17 protein-coding genes and 1 other RNA gene are annotated in these 18,677 nt (G+C 39.3%); 3 read left to right on the top strand and 15 right to left on the bottom strand.

Translation table 11 applies throughout. The annotated features are described in order from the left end of the window. Position 1: 1 nt before the first annotated feature. Entirely contained in the window at positions 2-1,633 is a 1,632-nt protein-coding gene (locus PQ511_RS19335) for a class I adenylate-forming enzyme family protein (protein WP_273853586.1), read from the bottom strand. Positions 1,634-1,777: 144 nt separating this feature from the next. On the opposite strand from PQ511_RS19335, the gene PQ511_RS19330 reads away from it, so the two are divergent. After that, positions 1,778-2,224, top strand: coding sequence for a hypothetical protein (locus PQ511_RS19330; RefSeq protein WP_273853585.1), 447 nt, complete (start codon positions 1,778-1,780; stop codon positions 2,222-2,224). Between the two features lie 34 nt (positions 2,225-2,258). On the opposite strand, the gene PQ511_RS19325 is transcribed toward PQ511_RS19330, so the two are convergent. After that, entirely contained in the window at positions 2,259-3,785 is a 1,527-nt protein-coding gene (locus tag PQ511_RS19325; protein WP_273853584.1) for a carboxypeptidase M32, read from the bottom strand. A 163-nt stretch (positions 3,786-3,948) separates the two neighbouring features. Between PQ511_RS19325 and yppF the strand changes: the two genes are divergently transcribed. Then, on the top strand, positions 3,949-4,155 hold the full coding sequence (yppF, locus tag PQ511_RS19320; RefSeq protein WP_224880550.1) for a YppF family protein: 207 nt from the start codon (positions 3,949-3,951) through the stop codon (positions 4,153-4,155). Between the two features lie 82 nt (positions 4,156-4,237). Here the strand turns inward: yppF and PQ511_RS19315 are convergent, their stop codons facing one another. After that, entirely contained in the window at positions 4,238-4,546 is a 309-nt protein-coding gene (locus tag PQ511_RS19315; protein ID WP_273853582.1) for a hypothetical protein, read from the bottom strand. Between the two features lie 157 nt (positions 4,547-4,703). Between PQ511_RS19315 and PQ511_RS19310 the strand changes: the two genes are divergently transcribed. Continuing rightward, positions 4,704-4,943, top strand: coding sequence for a hypothetical protein (locus tag PQ511_RS19310; protein WP_273853581.1), 240 nt, complete (start codon positions 4,704-4,706; stop codon positions 4,941-4,943). A 66-nt stretch (positions 4,944-5,009) separates the two neighbouring features. Here PQ511_RS19310 and PQ511_RS19305 read toward each other — a convergent pair whose 3' ends face one another. The 12 genes from PQ511_RS19305 to PQ511_RS19250 form a co-directional block, all read right to left on the bottom strand. Further along, positions 5,010-6,149, bottom strand: coding sequence for a THUMP domain-containing class I SAM-dependent RNA methyltransferase (locus tag PQ511_RS19305; RefSeq protein WP_273853580.1), 1,140 nt, complete (start codon positions 6,147-6,149; stop codon positions 5,010-5,012). Positions 6,150-6,342: 193 nt separating this feature from the next. Beyond that, positions 6,343-6,740: RNase P RNA component class B (gene rnpB, locus PQ511_RS19300), an RNA gene on the bottom strand. Positions 6,741-6,892: 152 nt separating this feature from the next. Further along, positions 6,893-7,213, bottom strand: coding sequence for a cell division regulator GpsB (gene gpsB / locus PQ511_RS19295; RefSeq protein ID WP_048309322.1), 321 nt, complete (start codon positions 7,211-7,213; stop codon positions 6,893-6,895). 90 nt (positions 7,214-7,303) lie between these two features. Further along, complete coding sequence (locus PQ511_RS19290; protein ID WP_273853579.1) at positions 7,304-7,879, bottom strand: SLOG family protein; 576 nt, start codon at positions 7,877-7,879, stop codon at positions 7,304-7,306. A 55-nt stretch (positions 7,880-7,934) separates the two neighbouring features. After that, positions 7,935-8,459, bottom strand: coding sequence for a CotD family spore coat protein (locus tag PQ511_RS19285; protein ID WP_273853578.1), 525 nt, complete (start codon positions 8,457-8,459; stop codon positions 7,935-7,937). Between the two features lie 418 nt (positions 8,460-8,877). Continuing rightward, a complete protein-coding gene (locus PQ511_RS19280) occupies positions 8,878-9,600 on the bottom strand; it encodes a 3'-5' exonuclease (RefSeq protein ID WP_273853577.1) in 723 nt (240 codons plus the stop codon). A gap of 2 nt (positions 9,601-9,602) precedes the next feature. After that, a complete protein-coding gene (locus PQ511_RS19275) occupies positions 9,603-11,507 on the bottom strand; it encodes a DUF294 nucleotidyltransferase-like domain-containing protein (protein ID WP_273853576.1) in 1,905 nt (634 codons plus the stop codon). Between the two features lie 15 nt (positions 11,508-11,522). Then, positions 11,523-12,764, bottom strand: a complete 1,242-nt coding sequence (locus tag PQ511_RS19270) for a ribonuclease H-like domain-containing protein (RefSeq protein WP_273853575.1) — start codon at positions 12,762-12,764, stop codon at positions 11,523-11,525. After that, the gene (locus PQ511_RS19265) at positions 12,748-15,045 is read right to left on the bottom strand and encodes a DEAD/DEAH box helicase (protein ID WP_273853574.1); all 2,298 of its coding nucleotides are present in this window, start codon (positions 15,043-15,045) and stop codon (positions 12,748-12,750) included. The genes PQ511_RS19270 and PQ511_RS19265 overlap by 17 nt, the downstream gene beginning before the upstream one ends. An 87-nt stretch (positions 15,046-15,132) precedes the next feature. Beyond that, positions 15,133-15,858: a nucleotidyltransferase domain-containing protein gene (locus tag PQ511_RS19260; RefSeq protein WP_273853573.1), complete on the bottom strand. Its 726-nt coding sequence runs from the start codon at positions 15,856-15,858 to the stop codon at positions 15,133-15,135. A gap of 54 nt (positions 15,859-15,912) precedes the next feature. Then, positions 15,913-17,973: a thioredoxin domain-containing protein gene (locus PQ511_RS19255; RefSeq protein WP_273853572.1), complete on the bottom strand. Its 2,061-nt coding sequence runs from the start codon at positions 17,971-17,973 to the stop codon at positions 15,913-15,915. A gap of 85 nt (positions 17,974-18,058) precedes the next feature. After that, the gene (locus PQ511_RS19250) at positions 18,059-18,598 is read right to left on the bottom strand and encodes a DUF6241 domain-containing protein (protein ID WP_273853571.1); all 540 of its coding nucleotides are present in this window, start codon (positions 18,596-18,598) and stop codon (positions 18,059-18,061) included. Positions 18,599-18,677 lie beyond the last annotated feature (79 nt).

The raw sequence follows: 18,677 nt of genomic DNA, 5'->3' as shown, positions 1-18,677 counted from the left end.
TTTACTTCTTTAATAACCTTCTTAAGACTTTACCCGAAGATGTAGCAGGTAGACTTTCACGAATTTCGATTATTTTTGGTGCTTTATAAGCAGCCATATGATCTTTACACCAATCTATTAATGTTTCTGGTGATACGGTTGAATGATTAGGGTATAAAACAACCACTGCTTTAATGATTTCACCCTTTTGTTGATCGGGTATGCCTATAATCGCTGTTTGCTTAATAGCTGGATGTTCATTCATTAAGGCTTCAACATCCTCTGGAAACACGCTATAACCAGAACTTTTAATCATCTCTTTCAGACGACCTCGAAAATATAAATATCCATCTTCATCAAGATAGCCGATATCTCCTGTATAAACCCATCCATTATTAAGAGTTGCAGCAGTTTCTTCAGGTCGATTATAATATCCCTTAAAAACCCCTGGACTTTTAATAATAATTTCTCCTTCGCCAAGTGGACCTTCTTCTTCTCCACTCTTCACATCAATAATTTTTATTTTCGTTTCATGAATTGGAATGCCGCAGCTTCCGTATTTAATATTTTCGATAGGCATAAATGTGTCACATGTATGTGTCTCACTTAAACCATAAGACGCTTCGTATAGTAGGCATCCATTCGTTGCATCTCTCCATTGCTCAGCTAGATCTTGAGTTACTTGCACACCAAAACTTGTTGCTAGATTAAGTCGAAGCGAAGATAAATCTCGATCGATGAGATCAGGCATTTGCAAGATTGCTCCATTCATCGGGGCGATACTATACCACATTGTAATCCGATGATTCTCAATTGCTGATACGACCGTTTCTGCATTAAACCGACTGAGCAGCACCGTTTCATTACCGCTGTATACAGGTAAATTAACGCCCATTACCATTCCAGCAATATGACACAATGGAGCGATCGCTAACAATTTGTCGTCCTGTTTAATTTGATTGCATGTCACCGTAGCAGCAGTTTTAAATAAAGCGTTTTCATAAGTGAGCATTGCTGCTTTAGGTCTGCCGGTTGTTCCTGATGTGAATACCATTAAACACACATCATCTAATTTGACGGGGGCAGGTTGAAAGGAAACTTCTTCAGTAACAAAGAGAGACTCTAAAGTCGTAAATCTTGAAGATTTACTAGTGGATTCTAATTCAGATGGCACGCTTTTGGACTGCTTTGGGGAAAGAAATGATGGATAAGAAACCGTTACGATAAAGGAAAGAGCTTCCTCAATTTTTTCTAACATCGGTAGAAGTTCGATCCCACATATGATTCCTTTTATGTTTGCTTCTTTAATTGAGTAAGTAAGTTCAGAAGTTTTATACATAGGATTTAACGGAACAACAACTGCTCCAATCTTTTGAATAGCATAGTGAGCAATAAGATATTGTGGACAATTCTGCATAAACAAGGCAATATGATCCCCTTGTCTGACACCAATCCGTTCTAAATAGTTTGCAAGCTGATTTGAATGTTGATTCCATTTCTCCCAGGTTAATTGATAGCCATAGTAATCAATGGCAACTTCGCTTGGTTTTTGATCCGCGTGAATGGAAAGATACTCATGGAGGGGTCTTTTTCCATATCGATAAGTTAATGTAGAAGGAACTCCATCTGGCCAAAATGATGTTAGCTTTTCCACTTTATCACCCTTTCATACTAACCGTTTAGTATGTTTCTCTTCTATCATACAATTTTTGATTCTCCTAGTTCAATAAAAATTTCATGTTTTACCTCATATAAATTGGGAATATATTTTTTATTCATATTAGAAAGGAAGATCAACATGAATCAAAACTTATACCAATTGACACGTGAATATGAAACATTTACGGATGAATGTGAAGGAGAAAGTGTACCTGAATTCGTAGAGAATTTCATTTATGGATCGATGGATTATAATGAGGAAAATCTACCTAAACTGACTGAAGAAATGGGTAAACAGGCCCAAGGACAAGACCCAGAAACTTTCAAAAAAGCATTTGATGAAATGCTTCTTTATCTTAGAGATCGCTTTGTTGCGCTCGACCCGGACAAAGAATATTGGCCGTTACATTACCGTGAAGGAGTTAGCGCCTTTGTTGCGATGATCGATGGATTAATTGTACAGTACTTTTCTGGACTCTATTCAGTTGAAGATTTAAAGGAACGAACCCCTCTATTTGCTGCCATTATTCTTAATGGATTTGTGGGTATTAATGAAAATGAATATGATACGTTATCTACAGACTAAAAATAAAAATCCTGCCATGGGCAGGATTTTTGAATTATTTACTTTGTAAACGGTAAACGCTTGAATACTTCTCTTCAAGGTATTGAATTAAATATTCAGCATTCAAGCCCTCTCCGGTTATATCCTTAATAATTTCAATTGGATCTTTAAGTTTACCATACTGATGAATGTTTTCTGTCAGCCACTCTTTAATAGGTATTAAATCACCTTTTTCTAAAAGTTGATCAAACTGAGGCAGATCTTTCAGCATAGCATTCTTCAATTGTGCTGCATAAATGTAGCCAAGCGCATAGGATGGGAAGTAACCAAATGAGCCGCCTGACCAGTGAACATCCTGAAGAACGCCAACTGCATCGTTGTCTGGCGTAATTCCTAAATACTCTTCCATCTTCTCATTCCAGATGGTTGGCAAGTCTTTCACTTCAATTTCGCCATTTATTAACCCTTTTTCAATTTCATAACGGACCATAATATGAAGCGCATACGTCATTTCGTCTGCTTCAATGCGAATGAGAGAAGGTCCAGCAACGTTAATGGCACGGTAGTAATCTTCTATCGAGACATCATCAAACTGGCCGGTTGAATAGCTTTTAAGCTTTTCGTAATTATTTTCCCAAAATGAATAATGGCGGCCAACAAAGTTTTCCCAGAAAAGTGACTGGGATTCATGAATGCCCATTGACGTACCGGTACATAAAGGCGTCCCAATTAATTTCGGTGATAAGTTTTGTTCGTAAAGCGCATGTCCGCCTTCGTGAATTGTACCGAACACGGCTGTGCGGAAGTCCTTTTCGTCATACTTAGTTGTGACACGAACATCACCTGGGTTCAACCCTGTTGCGAATGGATGAACCGTTTTATCAAGGCGACCTGCCTCGAAATCATAACCCATTTTTTTCAATATATCCATACTAAATGCTTGTTGCTTATCTTCTGGAAAATGTTCGAACAAAAAGTCGGTTTTCGGCTGATCACTTGCTTGAACAACGTGTTGCACGAGAGGGACAATATGCTCTCTAAGTTGGTTAAAGACGCGATCAATGACTTTAACCGTTACCCCGGGCTCATACATATCAAGGAGTGTATCATATTTATTTTCATTATAACCCCAATATTCGACAAATTTTTGATTGAATGCCACTAATTTTTCAAGATACGGTCGAAACAACTCAAAGTCAGCTTTTTCTTTCGCTTCCTCCCAAATTGTTTCTGCTTTCGAACTTAAAACCACGTATTCCGAATATTCTTCTGCTGGAATTTTAATATTACGCTCATAATCTTTGCGACATTCTTCAACTGTTTTACGCGTGATTTCGTTTAAACTTTCTTGGATATCTTCTTTTGTAAGTTGATCGAGATATCCCTTCATTTCAGAGGAAACCGACATTTCAAAAACTTCGGAAGACATCATGCCAATAACTTCAGAACGCTGTTCAGCGCCTTTTTTTGGTGCGCCAGTACGTAGGTCCCAATACATAACGCCAATGGCTTCATTAAAGCTCATCATTTTTTTAACATATGTTAAAAATTGTTCTTCTACTTGCTTCAGTTCGGTCGTCATATTCACATTCCCCTTTTTTAATAATATGTTGCTTCAAAGTAAATTCGACACATCTCGTTTCATTATGTAAGGATTTGTCGGAAGTTAAAAAATTCTAAAATAATCGATCTGAACGTTCTCATGTTATCCTTTTGGTAAGCAAATAGTTCAAGGAGGGATTTAGATGTCTATTCAGAATCTGATTCACACATTCGATCAGGTAAAAGGAAGAAAGCCAGCTACCGCAGACGAATTACTAGACTTTATCCAGGTGAATTATTTACAAGGGTCGCTCTCTTTAAATGAGTATCAAATCTACTTTAAAGAACTTCATGCTCAGGGTGCTAAGAAACCTGAATACTTCACGCATGAAGAGATGAAAGCCTTTTAATCCCTCTGTTCTATCCTACCATAAGTTACGTATGATACGTATAGGAAAAGGCATACATGTCTTTTCCTATACGTTTTCCATTTCAATCAACCTCTTTTATTTTTTCAATGTTTTTCTTATTAATGTAGAATGAATCAAACATTCCAATCGCTACTATTTCTTTATTATTCCATAATTTTGTTCGATAAATCGAAAAAACATATGCTTCCGTTCGTGATGTTTGATCTCTTACATAGGGAACAACTGCAAGATCGATGCCTAACTCAATCAGTGCATTTTGATCTTTCTTTAACTGCTTCCCAACCCATCTACTGTAATCTTCCTGGCTTGGATTCGTAAGGAACATTATGACGGCTATTGAAATAATCATACCCAAAATCATTTTTTTCATAAATGCACCCCTTCATTGTCCAACTCTTCTTACTCTATGAAACAAACTTCCCTCAAATGATTCAGACTCATGATGTTCCATCCGCATTATTCCGTTTAAAAGCGATAGTCACGTGGAAACACAAAAGTAAATCAAATTTTGGAAAGGGGATTTCTTCATGAGACAGCATCAAATCAATACGTTAAAACCTGGTGAGCACTATAAAGCAAAAGAACTCGATAGCTTTGTATCGACCACTGATATTGTGCTGCTAGCAAGTAACGCTTCGCAACTTTTTTCTGATCCAGAGCGAGAATATAAAGTGGTTCATGAAGTTGAAGGGTTTTTTGAACACTCGGCTGACGATGGCGATAAATATTTCCGTAATAAGCGTGCGTATGTCGTTGAAAAAGTTTAATAAGATGTTTTATAAATAAAGTCAAAAAGCACCTCTCCTTTCATGGAGAGGTGCTTTTGTCTAAAGTTAATTTTTTGGCGGTCTTGGTCCAAAGAATTGATAGTAATGCGTTTTGATATCACCATTGTATAGCTTACGATTCTTTGTCGCTCGTTTACCATAAACTTCCTGGAAACGAGGATGAGAAGTTAAAATGTACACTGACCAGGTATCAAGTCGCTCACGGAACGCTTTCCCCATTTTTCGATACATGTCTTCTACTTCTTCCCGCTCACCGAGTCGCTCGCCATACGGTGGGTTACCAATAAGGGTCCCATACTCAAACCTTGAGCTAACGTCCGTTACTTGCATTTGCTTGAATTGAATCATATCTCCGAATCCAGCTTCCAGAGCATTATTTTTTGAAAGATCAACCATTTTGGGGTCAAGATCGCTACCAAAGATATGAAGAGGCTGATCATATTTTGCTAAATCTTCCGCTTCAATCATGGCTTCTTCCCAGCGTTTCTTTCCGATCCATGACCAGTCTTCGGATGCAAATTCTCGATTAAATCCTGGTGCGATATTTTGGCCAATCATCGCAGCTTCAATTGGAAGTGTACCGGAACCGCAAAACGGATCCATAAAAGGTTTATCAGCATTCCAATTTGTTAGCATCACCATAGCAGCCGCCATTGTTTCTTTTAGAGGCGCTGCACTATGAAGGTAACGATAGCCTCTGCGGTGGAGTCCTTTACCACTTGTATCAATGGTAAGAATAGCTGTATCCTTATGAATCGCAACTTCGATCTTAAACAGCGGCCCATCTTCTTCAAACCAGGAAACATTGTATTTTTCCTTTAAACTTTCAACGATTGCTTTTTTTACAATCGCCTGGCAGTCTGGAACACTGTACAGCGTTGACTTTACCGATCGTCCGCTAACAGGAAATTCAGCATTCTCAGGTAACAACTCTCCCCACGGAAGAGCTTTTGTTGCTTCAAACAGCTCATCAAACGAGGTAACTTTAAATTCGCCAACTTTTAGTTTTACACGGTCTGCTGTTCTTAGCCAATAATTCGAACGACAAATCCCGATTTCATCACTCTCATAAGTAACCTTGCCATTTTCTACGCGTACATTTTCAAAACCTAGATCCTTTACTTCACGAGCAACCAATGATTCGAGCCCCATGGTGGCCGTTGCAATTAATTCATATTTCGCCATCTTTTCCACTCCAATCTTTTCGCTCTCTATGTAATAATCGTTGTTTTAGTCATTAATACTGTTATGTTTATCCTATTTGAAATTAATGAGGCACTACTTATCACGAATTCCTCTTAGGTTTTCCAGTCAAACACGTTTATAGCCTTAACGTACAAAAAAGCCCCATAAGGGCTTTTCATCAAAGATGATAACGTTCTGTAAGCCATGTTCTGTTCTATCGTACTGCGAACGGGTCTCCCCTCGTACTCAAGTGGTCATCATCTATCTCCAGACGCGTCCTCACCGCCTGGCTTTCTCTCCGTTCAATTCCTTCGAGAAAGCTCCCCTACCATAATTTGGGTTTCTCGCTCGTGGGGTTTACCTCGTTCCACTCTTAATGTTTCCATTAAGACTTCGTCACTGTGGCACTTTCAGAGTATTCAGGCCGTATCCGTTAAGAACTTAGGCCGTTTCCTCGCCGTTAGTCCAAAATTGGACTACCCTGACTTATTGTTTCATCAGGCACGAACACTACGATCATCTCAGATCGTGCGAGCATGGACTTTCCTCTATATGTTACTTATGTGTAACATACAGCGATCACCCGAACGTTATCATTATTAGGACAGCAAAAGCAATTATATCTTATAATCCGCATTGATGCAAGTTGGCTTAATAAAATGTATTGGTGTTTCCCTAAAATTATTATAGTACGGTGAATGAAATTTATAAAGAATATAAAAAATAAACCACCATTCGGCGGCTTATTCGTACAACTTACTCCCAAACACATGTTTTTCTAGATTGGATAATCGTTTTAAAATGTCGTAGTTCGTATTGCCTGGTTGCGTTTGTGAACGCGTCTGCTGTCTTTTTTGCTGTTCAGACATGCGATCCATTTCTCTTCGTAACCGTGTATTTTCTTGACGTAGCTGCTCAATATCATTCTCGAAACGCTCATAATCTTTAATCACAACATCTAAAAACTTATCAACATCATCCTGATCATATCCGCGAAACCCGCTTTTAAAATCTTTTTCAAGAATATCTTTAGCTGTTAGTTGAGTCGGTTGTTGCTCGGCCATTTTATCACCTCTGTATGTATACAATTATTGTCTTTATTTTATTCTTCCAAAAGAGCTCCCTCTTGTCAATCGGAATCTCTTTAAAACGCCTCATTGCTTGTAGAAATCAGGATCACTCTCCCGTATATCCTGTTCCAATAAATCGAGATCAATCGGCGTGATGGTAAAAATTTCGTATGCAGCATCCGTTCTTTGTCTGTTCTTTGCTTCTTTTAAGTAATAATCTGGAGAACCTGGCGTTTCTTCGTCATATAAAACAAGCATAGCGTGACTTTTACGGACTAAAAATTCGTTCTTTGCTTTCAACTGTCCTGGGTTTTCATAAGGACGGTTCGTAATGGACTCAACAAAGTCAGCCTCAGCCAGGATCATGTTATAAAAGTCTTGAGTCGGTTCTTTCCACTTGCTCTCCTGTTCCAAAAACGGCGTCAATATAGCAAGCTTAAGATTAGGATAAAGCTCCCTTAAATCAAGAGCAACTTCCCCTGCCCACAGTTCCACTCCTGTCTGCCCACTAATTAAAATCCATTCTACCTCTTTTTCTTCAATCAACTGTACCATTCTTCCTTTAAGTGCTGCTTTAATAATAGGTAGTCCGGGGTGATCATCATTAAAGATTCCCAGCTCGTGTGCTTTATAACCCGTAACTAGCAAAACGTTTGCCACTTCCGCACCTCCTATGTAAAAACGAACTGGTAGCCCAGTTCGTTTCATTAAATCATTATTTTCTTCTCTTTTGAGCTGGACTTACTTGACCATTCATTCCATTTGGCCACTGCATAGCCCCTGCTACTTGAGATGGATTTGTAGGTGCGTATCCAGCCGGCATAGCACCTGTAGGACGTGGTGGTGGATAGTTATTCATATGTGATGCTAACACTTCGTCTGACTCAGTTAAAGGATAGCTATGATTGTGCTCATACATGTGATGATGAACATTTTTTATATGAGTAGGATGAATATGATCCACATTGTGCTTATAGTAATGATTCTTCACACAACATTTTGTCGGATAAACAACAGGACTTGTCGGACATGGACCTCCTGGGCCTTGCATGGCCGGACTCACTTGGCCAGGCATGCCACCTTTCATAGCTGGGCTCACTTGATTTGGCATATTTGCATTCGGACCCTGCATAGCTGGACTCACTTGATTCGGCATATTCGCATTCGGACCCTGCATGGCTGGACTCACCTGATTTGGCATATTTCCATTTGGTCCCATTCGATGATGTCTTTGAAACATAGTGTAGGTTCCCCCTTCTTAATTTGGTGATTTCCCTACTAGCCTATGTTCACTCCGTTGTACATGTACTGTGTTTTTGTCCTTATTTTCCTAATCCTCACCATATTTTCAAGCCTATTTTTGAACAATGACCTCATTGTCACTATAGATTTGAGCCGAATCACTAATTTGACTCATTACAACAACTGTTAACGCGATTACCATAAAAAATAAGACCATAATAACCTGCTTCAATTTCCATCTCTCCATTACATTCAATCTGAAATATTTCTAAAAAAACTCAGAAACTTCAATATACTACTCAAAGTTACAACAAGAGACGACAATTGTAAACGGTGATTCAACAAGTTTTCTAAAAGAAAGCGTCGAAAAAAAGCACTTTGTGCGCTTACCCGGGGAATAATTTAAAGAAATAAAGCTATTTCCTACCAAATACGAGATTATCCCTTGCGATTCGCTGTCTTATTTCCTCATCGTGTCCATGGTCCATGTCCAATTTGTGAAACATTTTTAAAAGCAGCTCAGCCGTCATTTTGGCATCGTTCAATGCATGATGGCGTTCATGACGTTCAATATTAAATTTCCTTATTAAAGAGTCCAGCTGCGGATTGCTCCGTGGAAATAACTCCTTTGCAAGTGCTTCAGAATCTAAATAAGGAGGCAAATAGTCTGGCAATCCCCATCGTTGAATTAAATTTTGTAGAAAATAAACGTCAAATTTTACAGGGTGAGCCACAAGCGTTGTACCTTTACTAAAAGATAGAAATTCTTCAAATGCCTCGATAAAAGTCCAACCCGCTCGAATTTCATCAATAGACAAACCAGTTAGTTGTCGAACAAATCTTGGAACTTTTTGAACAGGACGGACAATACGATAAAATGACTCATCAAGAATACGCCCTTCAATTAAATCAACTTTTACTGCTCCAATTGAAATGACTTCATCTCCAATCGCAGGATAAAAACCTGTTGTTTCAAGATCAAAAACAGTAAAATATCGACTACTCGATTCCTGATAAAACAACAATGAATCATACAAACGTTCATATACTGGTAACGTTTTGTCTGTTTTTATTTTTTTTTGCCACTTTAAGCGGTCATAAAGATAGTAACGCAATAATTTAAACCCTATGGACGACATTTTTAAATACTCCGATTCCTACGAAAGCTTAACTCACTTACCTGTTGCATTCTTTTCGCAACAAGGAGGGCTTCCCTCATTTTCCTTCTTTCTTCTTTCTCCCATTCAATCGGTCTAACTAAATTGGAAATTTCCGTTCCTTTATCTAATTGATAAAGGTTCTGTCTTACTCGAAAGGTATACAAATAATGAAGGGAGGTTTCAATGTTAATGACGTCACGATGATGAAAGACTTCTTTCTTCTTTAACTCGTGTAAACGTTTGATTGTGTTCACTTCTTCCACGCCGTATTTCATGGCAAAAATCCGTATCCCGTTAACGATCTGCATGATCGCAGCCTTTTTTAGATCGAGCGTTTTTTCTTTACCCCGAAGCTGCAATTTCCCTAGGGGGTTAAGCGGCACCCGAAATCGAATGGTGTCTTTCATTAACAGCATTTGTAAGGTATGAGCTTTTCGAATTCGTTCTGTTATGCGACTTCTGAGCGCTCTTGCCAAATCAAAATCGCCGTAAACAGGTCGAAAGTCCATAAAGATCGTAAAGTTACGAATTTCTTCAGCGTCCGTTTCTGTAATCCAACGATTCACTTCTGTTTGCCAATTTGAAAGAGACCGCCTCCATTTCTCATTTTTGGCCATAATTCCTCCATCACATTCTGGCAAGCCGCACGCTGTTAGCATTGTATTAATTTTTTCTGCAAACACTCTAAAAAACGTTTCAATCTCCGACTTGTGCTCAAGATGTTCAAAATCATCTATAATTAAACCGTTATCCTGATCCGTACTAAAAGCCTGTTCTTTTCTTCCTTCACTCCCCATCACAATAAAGCAATAGTTCACAGGGGCTCTTCCGTATCCTTCTTTCATCATTTCCTTTTCGGCAAGTAAAATGATGCGGCGGTGCATTTCATCGTTATAATTGGACATCATTTCACATATTTCATATCCCAATGTATTCGCATCTAGTAATTCTTGAATAAATGAACGAAACTCTTCATGAATAGGAGGAGAAAGATTCATGATTTCAGTTAGCTCTTTTGCTCTTGAGAGACGATAAGATAAATCAAGATAAGCTGATTCTTGAATACCGAGGAAAGATTTCGCAGATACCATCCCCACGATTCGATCTCGCTTCACTACCGGTAGTAATGATACCTTGTGAAATTTCAAATAAGCAAGTGCTTCATAACTAAAAGCATCTTCTTCAACGAGATTTGGTTTTTGATACATCCATTTATGAATAGGATCTTGAAATTGTCCCATCGTCAGCGCATTGATGATTTCAAGAGGAGTCACTGTCCCTAATACACTCTCTCGGTCTTCACTTACGATAACACCGTCATAATTCTTCGTTCGAAAAAGATCGGCTGTTTCCAGTACAGTATAAGTTGGAGGGATCGTTACTTTGGAATCCATAATGGAACTAACCCTTGTTCGATAAAGCGCAATATTTTCTCCATCTGATTCACGATCACGTTCCTGCTTGATTTCGTCATAAAGACTGCGCATCCGTTCCCCAATTGTATCAAGAACATTATGCGAAAAAGCAGGATTTTCCGTCATAATCTTTAACATCACTTCTTTTTTTATTTGAATCACTTGACAGTCTTCGTTTGCCTGAACTGAAAATGTCATTGACTCATCTGTAAGCATAATCATTAGTCCTACCAGATCACCAGGGTAATAAAATCGCATTGTAGCCTGCTGACCGTTGGCTTTATGAACGATATTTTTTGCAATACCTGATACGAGGAGGTAAAGGGTATTTGCATCTTCATCTTCATGATATAAAAATTCACCTTTTTGATAAGTAGAAAATTTGGCAGATGCCATTAAATTCTCAATTTCCTCATCACTGAGTGAATGGAATGGTTCTTTTTTCTTTAGTACATCATAGAAATCCTGCATAACAACCTCCAATCATTAACGCGCCTCTTTTTGTTCAAGACGTTCAATTCTTTTCATAAATAACAATCGCTCATTCTCTTCTTTTTCTTTTAGTATCCTCTTCTTTTCTTTCCATTTTTGATAGGCGGATAAAGCATAATGTAATGCTTTTTCATAGTCTTTCACTTTATGCTCATAATATTTTGCCAGTTCAATATCACAGTCTTCATCATTCGTTTCTTGTGATAAAGAAAGCCAGATCTCAATCGATTTATGAATCTGACCTTGCTTTTTGTAGATACGTGCAATGGCTTTTTTCGCTTCTTTCTCGTGCCGGCCAGTTGTTTTTTCATAAAGCAACGCTGCGTGATCTTCTTCGCCTACAGCTTCCCACCAACGAGCAGATTGGTACTGTTCTCCAGCGGTTAATGACTTCCCCTCCATGTCGAGCAAGAGGTGAGACAGACGAATATAAAGCGTAATTAATGATAAAATATCTTCCTCGTTGTGCTTCAACACACCTTCAATGAGCTCTGGATCAGGATCCTTCACGAATTCGAAATAAAGCATTGGAGCTAAATAGCCTGGAATGTCTTCCTTTCGTTCAAAACCTAATTGCTGTTCTTCTACATTCGCGAGTCTAACAGATTCCATTTCATTTTTCCAAAACCGTCTGGCTCCATGCAAAAGATCAAAGTGGCCAAATTGAGGTAACTTCGGTACTTGCTCACGAATTAATGTATGACGCGTTTTTACCTGTGGCCAATCAAACGCTTTGCCGTTGTACGTTACTAGGTTCTTCAATTCGTTCACATCATCAAGAAAAGCCTTATACATCGGTACCTCCGCACCTGGTCCAGGCAGAAAATACTGATTAACAGATATTCCATTTTCTGTATACTGACTATATCCGAGTAAAAAGATCGTATTGCCAACGCCACCACCAAGACCTGTCGTTTCTGTATCAAAAAACAGTAAATCAGAAGGAGAAAGGTGCTTAGATGAAAGCGGATGTGCACGATGGTGCTTATTCCAGCGCTCCACTACGTTTTCAAGCTCCTGAAACACATAACGACCATGTTGAAAGTTAGTTGGATAGTGCTTTTTTCTCACAAGCGCATAGTCTCCGTCTAGAAAATAAGGACTTGCATGGAGCTCTTTCCATTTTTGAAGGTGAGGAACCTCGACAGTTGGCTGCTCCACTTTCGCTTTAACGTCATCCCCTTCTTTCAGGTTCATATGCTTTTTCATGCGATTTAATTTAGCTTTCATCGACATGAGAATGTTCACCTCTTAAATATTCAAGTAAATAGATGGCAGTTTGCTTACTATTTTCGCCTGTTTCTCCTGATACACCAACGCATGATGGGCAGCCGCTCTCACATTCGCAATTTACGACAATCGACTCCGCTTCCTTTAAAATAAAACCAAGTTCTTTATAGACTCTTTCCGATAATCCGATTCCTCCTGGATAACGATCATAGAAAAAGACAGTCGGCTTATTCGAATGCACCGCTTTAATTTGAGGTGTTACATGAAGATCCGACACATCGCACATGACGAAGAGAGGCGCAACGTTTCGAAGAACATTCCCTAAACCGAGTAAGCCTTCCTCCAACCGATTCTCTCCCATTGTCTGGACAAAGCTTTCCGGGAAATCAAACCAGCATGCATTCGTATGAAGCTCTTCTTCAGGGAGATGAATCGGACCAGATCCGATATTTTCATGCGTCTCAAATTTGATTTTCTTAAATATCGTTGCCATTGCATTGACCATCACTTCTCCATAAGTAGCTGTGGTATGTGGCAGTGGTTCATGTTTGTCTTCTTCTAACACCTTCAGCTGCACAGCAAGATTTGCATCTGTATAGTAATCGACATCCACTTCTCGGACCCATGCCTTTTTTTCATCATAGTCGAGCAGTTCCACTTGATATTGCACACCCTGATGAAGATAAATCGCTTCTTCATGAAGCAATGTCATGGCACTAAACCGATCCATTTCTCCAATCACTTTTACATTCGAAGCTGTCGTTTGATCAATAATGACTACATTTTCTTGCGACGCAGAACGAAGGCTTACGTTGTGAGCTGGGAAAGCATCGTTCATCCAAAACCACCGATTTGCCCGATGGTGGAGGAGTTGTTCATCCGTTAAAAACTCCAGCACGTCTTCAATGTTTTCTCCACCAAATGTATCTCCTTGCTGAAAAGGAAGCTCATATGCAGCACATTTTACGTGATCAACAAGAATAATTAAATTATTTGGGTTTACTCGAGCTTCTTCTGGGTTTCGTTCAAAAAAGTAATCCGGATGAGTAATCATATATTGATCAAGAGGACTTGAGCTCGCCACAACAAACACGACAGATTCATCCTGGCGACGCCCTGCACGACCGGCTTGCTGCCAGGTGCTTGCAATCGTACCCGGATATCCTGTTAAAACACATGCCTGAAGTTGGCCAATATCAACACCGAGCTCGAGAGCATTTGTACTAACGACACCTTTAATATCTCCGTTCCGAAGACCTCTTTCAATTTCTCTCCTTTGTTTCGGTAAATACCCTCCTCGATAACCCATAATGGAACGTGGCCCTAATTCTCGCTGCTCTAATTGCTGCAAATAAGTGAGAAGAATTTCAACACGAACGCGACTACGGGCAAAAACAATTGTTTGAATGTTATTTTTCAAAAGCTCTACAGCTAAATTTCTTGCTTCAAGTGTTGCAGAACGCCTAATATTTAGTGCCTGATTGACAACAGGCGGGTTATATAAAACAAAGTGTTTCCGACCGGTAGGCGCTCCGTTGTTATTAATTAACGTAATCTGTTCTCCTGTTAATTCCTCAGCAAGCTCTTTCGGATTCGCAATGGTTGCTGATGTGCATATAAAAATCGGGTTACTTCCATAAAATTCACAAATACGCTTCAATCGTCTAATCACGTTCGCTACATGACTTCCAAACACACCACGATACGTATGAAGCTCATCAATCACAATCACTTTAAGATTTTCAAACAGTGAGACCCACTTTGTATGGTGTGGAAGAATGGCTGAATGGAGCATATCAGGATTTGTCATGACAATATGTCCAGCTTTACGGACGATTTGTCTAATCGTTGGAGACGTATCGCCATCGTACGTATACCCTTTTAAATCCACTTCCATCTCATCAATTAACTCATTGATTTCACTCTTTTGATCTTGTGCAAGGGCTTTTGTTGGGAACAAATAAAGAGCACGACTCGAAGGATCTTTCAATATCGTATCTAAAACGGGCAAATTATAGCATAACGTTTTTCCTGAAGCGGTTGGTGTAACAGCTACGAAACTATTTCCTTTTCTAGCCTCATCATATGCCGTCGCCTGGTGGGTATATAATTGTTGCACGCCTCTTTCTTCGAGAGCTTTCTGAAGCTCTGATTGAAGTCCTTCTGGAAAGGGTGCTGTTTTTGGTTCTTTCGGGTCAATCGTTTTCCAGGTTACGATATTCGACCGATACTTTTCCTCCTGTTGAAACATCTCCAGAAGCTCGGGTAGTTTCTTTTTTCTTTCCATCCGATCACCTCAAAAATTATTGTACGTCTATTGTAGCGAATACGCGTTCGAATGGATACCGTTTTGATTGGAAAGTCCCCTTTTCCATTACCTTCTAACGATCGATTGAAAGATACAATTCATTTTATTTTGATCCATAACACGCTTTTCTTTTAAGAGCCGAGCTTTTTTCTCTAATTGAAATAACTCTTCTTCAAGATTTCCTATTAAGCGTTCTGGTTCACGAAGCGTCTCTCTTCTGAATAACGTTATTCCCTGCAATTTTATATGATCGTGAACCGCCGATTCTTGGAGAAGCTTAGGGAGAGTTCCCTTTGGAAGGCTTTCATTCTCCAGTACCCACCTTCCAAACAGGATTGATTTCAAAGCATACAGCAACCTTTTATGATCGGATCGATTAGCCTGATGTTTTAAATTTGTTCTTCCGAGATTAATATAATGAAACATCAACGATTTTACCGAAAAACAGTCGGTACTTAACTCCCTAAGCATCTTCACTACTTCAGCTTCCTTATAAATAGTTGGTGAAATAAACCACTCAAGAATCGAAGGATTCGATTTACCTATTAAATAAATCGTCTTTTTTATATCCCATCCATGGAATTCAACCTTTTCGCTGTTCATTTCCAAAACATCAGCCTCAGGAAACACCGTTAAATACCAATCTAGATCATGTTTGTAGATAAACCGGATATCACGATCACTGTTCTCATGCTCATAACCAAAAGCGCGACTCCCTGCTTCACATGCAAATAAAATCGTAACGTTATTCTCTTCTTCTAACTCCTTAAGCTTTGCTGTGATTGCGTTCATCACATCACCTCTTTATCACAAAAAGCTACCAGGTTCAGCCCGGTAGCTTTTCGTTTATTTTTGCAGCTCTTTCATAACTTTATCTACGTCTGTCTCAGGAAGCGAACAGCTGAAATTCTCACAAATGTAAATGGTCGTTTCGTTTGTCTTAAGAAAATTAGCAGCGAATGGGGCTGCTTCTTTTAGGGTTGTCGGATCTTCCACGCTAATGACCGTTAGTTCAGGTAAAAACCTCTGTTGTAAATACTCGATCAATCTTTCTTTATTTTTATCACCGTTTGAACCAACAACTATCACTTCTTTAGAAGAAGATTGTGCATAGAGTTTGCTCATTAAGAAGTATGCATGGCCACTTGAATACGACGAAACATCACCTGAAAAAGCGGTAAACATTCGATTAGCCCACTCATCATATTTCATTTCGCCAGTTAACTTTGATAACCGAAGCAGCTGAAGTACAGCGACGCTATTTCCAGATGGTAGTGCCCCATCGTGAACATCTTTTGGTCTTGCGATCAATCGATCAGCATCATGGCCATATAAGTAGAATCCTCCAGAACTTTCGTCCCAAAACAATTCGTACATATCATCAGTGAGCTTTTTCGCTTTAATAAGATAGTGAGGGTTATACGTAGACTCATACAGTTCATTTAATGCCCATAGTCCATAGGCATAGTCGTCATGATACGCTTTGAATTTCACTTCTCCATCGCGATAACGAGCCATTAAACGCCCATCGATCACCATGTATTCTTCAATAAACTGATACGATTTTTCAGCTAATTGAGTGTATTCAACGTTTTGAAACACCCTTCCCGCTTTCGCAAATGCCGCTATCATTAACATGTTCCAGCTTGTTAAAATTTTATCATCTTTATACGGATGAACTCGCTTTTCTCTCTCGGCATAAAGTTTCTTTCTTGCTGTCTCCAATTGAGTTTGGACGTCTTCTTCTGTCAGGTTGAATGATTTAGCAATCTTTGAAAGATCCGTTTTGATTAAGTTAGGAATGTTTTTGCCTTCGAAATTCCCTCTCGTTGTGATGTCATATAATTCAGAATACAGAGAGCCAAGTTCTTCACCCAAGATTGTGTGAACTTCTTCTTTTGTCCACACATAAAACTTGCCTTCTTCCCCTTCAGAATCAGCATCTTCTGCGGAATAAAACCCTCCATCATTCCTTGTCATGTCACGTTGTACGTATGCGAGTATCTCACAAGCAACTCGTTTGTAGCGTTCGTTACCAGTGACTTGAAATGCTTCGGTATAGGTAAGCGCAAGCATGGCGTTATCATACAGCATTTTTTCAAAATGAGGCACAAGCCATTCCTGATCGACGGCATACCTCGCAAAACCAAACCCTACGTGATCATAAATGCCGCCATTTGCCATAGCATCAAGCGTTTTCGTCACCATCGTTAAAGCAAGATCCTGATTATATTGGCGATAATACCGTAGCAAATACATCAACATATGAGGGGATGGAAATTTTGGAGATTTGCCAAAACCACCAAATATTGTATCAAAGGAATTTTGCATCTGACTAAATGCCTTATGTAACGGCTCTTCTGTTAGTTCTCCACCTTCCGCATTCATCCGTTCTTGCAAGGACGCGGTGATTTTATCCCCAATTCCTGTAATGCGTTCAGGTTTTTCATTGTATTGCTGATAAAGCTGCATGATGGCATCTTTAAATCCCGGTAAATTGTATCGGCTTTCTTTCGGAAAATAGGTTCCGGCATAAAATGGCTTTTGATCAGGCGTAACAAAAACGTTCAACGGCCATCCTCCCTGACCGGTTAATCCCTGACACACCTTCATGTAAATGGAATCAATATCCGGACGCTCTTCACGATCGACCTTAATCGCTACAAAGCGATCGTTCAGAAGCTTCGCCGTCTCCTCATCTTCAAAGCTTTCTCTTTCCATCACATGACACCAATGACATGTCGAATACCCGATCGAAACAAGCACTGGTTTGTTCTCTCGTTTCGCTTTCTCAAACGCTTCTTCTCCCCACGGATACCAGTCGACTGGATTGTGGGCGTGCTGGAGCAAATAGGGCGATTTTTCATGAATTAACTTATTTTCGTGCGGTTGATCGATATTGTTCACTTTGTCACCCTCCGTTTTTTGGTATTAGTCTTTCTTCAGTGTACCAAATTGTAGGGTATAATCCTAAACACAAAAATAAGCGGAATCACCGCTTATCGTAAGTTTTATCAATATAGGCTTGTTCTTCTTCTGTTGTCATTAATCTTTTCGCTTTTCCAACCGTTCCACCATTTAAATTCCATATGTAGTTATGGACGTCCACGGCATTGTTAAAGTTTCCTTTGTCCCATTCTGTTAAAGCTTCCTTATAAAAATCCTGGTACTTATACTCTTCTGGCGTTCCTTTTACTTGATCTAGGACCTCGAGCATATTATCAATCCGTTCCTCAGAAATTTGATAAATTCCCCACTTATCTTCAGCTATGACTTTTTGATGCGTCATTCCATGTATATAATCCTGAAACTTACTTTCACTTGGTATACCATCTGCCGTAATGGATTCTTCACCTTCATCCACGTAACGTTCTGGATCCACAGATGAACCCTTTTCACCACTTACCGCTTCAGCTTGTTGCGTTTTTTCTTTTAAGCTCCAGTCTAGATCTGAGATAAACCAGTACGTAAGTCCAAGGATCAGGACTACCATTGAAGTAATTGAAATAACTAACGTTTTTGTTGAAGGCATTACAACAGCTCCTTAAATCAATCGATTCCACTCAAATCGCTACAATACGAAACAGAAAGGATATTTATAACTATTTTTA

Source organism: Guptibacillus spartinae, assembly GCF_028610625.1.
GTDB lineage: Bacteria > Bacillota > Bacilli > Bacillales > Guptibacillaceae > Guptibacillus > Guptibacillus spartinae.
The sequence above is the reverse complement of the archived record's forward strand: the minus strand, read 5'-3'. Positions and strand labels throughout refer to the sequence as shown.

Bases quoted from the DNA above. Each gene is read 5' to 3' on its own strand.
- PQ511_RS19260 (WP_273853573.1), bottom strand. From the start codon at position 15,858: ATGAACGCAATCACAGCAAAGCTTAAGGAGTTAGAAGAAGAGAATAAC.
- gpsB (WP_048309322.1), bottom strand. From the start codon at position 7,213: ATGGCCGAGCAACAACCGACTCAACTAACAGCTAAAGATATTCTTGAA.
- PQ511_RS19310 (WP_273853581.1), top strand. From the start codon at position 4,704: ATGAGACAGCATCAAATCAATACGTTAAAACCTGGTGAGCACTATAAA.
- PQ511_RS19270 (WP_273853575.1), bottom strand. From the start codon at position 12,764: ATGTCGATGAAAGCTAAATTAAATCGCATGAAAAAGCATATGAACCTG.
- PQ511_RS19285 (WP_273853578.1), bottom strand. From the start codon at position 8,459: ATGTTTCAAAGACATCATCGAATGGGACCAAATGGAAATATGCCAAAT.
- yppF (WP_224880550.1), top strand. From the start codon at position 3,949: ATGTCTATTCAGAATCTGATTCACACATTCGATCAGGTAAAAGGAAGA.
- PQ511_RS19325 (WP_273853584.1), bottom strand. From the start codon at position 3,785: ATGACGACCGAACTGAAGCAAGTAGAAGAACAATTTTTAACATATGTT.
- PQ511_RS19305 (WP_273853580.1), bottom strand. From the start codon at position 6,149: ATGGCGAAATATGAATTAATTGCAACGGCCACCATGGGGCTCGAATCA.
- PQ511_RS19315 (WP_273853582.1), bottom strand. From the start codon at position 4,546: ATGAAAAAAATGATTTTGGGTATGATTATTTCAATAGCCGTCATAATG.
- PQ511_RS19330 (WP_273853585.1), top strand. From the start codon at position 1,778: ATGAATCAAAACTTATACCAATTGACACGTGAATATGAAACATTTACG.
- PQ511_RS19265 (WP_273853574.1), bottom strand. From the start codon at position 15,045: ATGGAAAGAAAAAAGAAACTACCCGAGCTTCTGGAGATGTTTCAACAG.
- PQ511_RS19250 (WP_273853571.1), bottom strand. From the start codon at position 18,598: ATGCCTTCAACAAAAACGTTAGTTATTTCAATTACTTCAATGGTAGTC.
- PQ511_RS19275 (WP_273853576.1), bottom strand. From the start codon at position 11,507: ATGCAGGATTTCTATGATGTACTAAAGAAAAAAGAACCATTCCATTCA.
- PQ511_RS19280 (WP_273853577.1), bottom strand. From the start codon at position 9,600: ATGTCGTCCATAGGGTTTAAATTATTGCGTTACTATCTTTATGACCGC.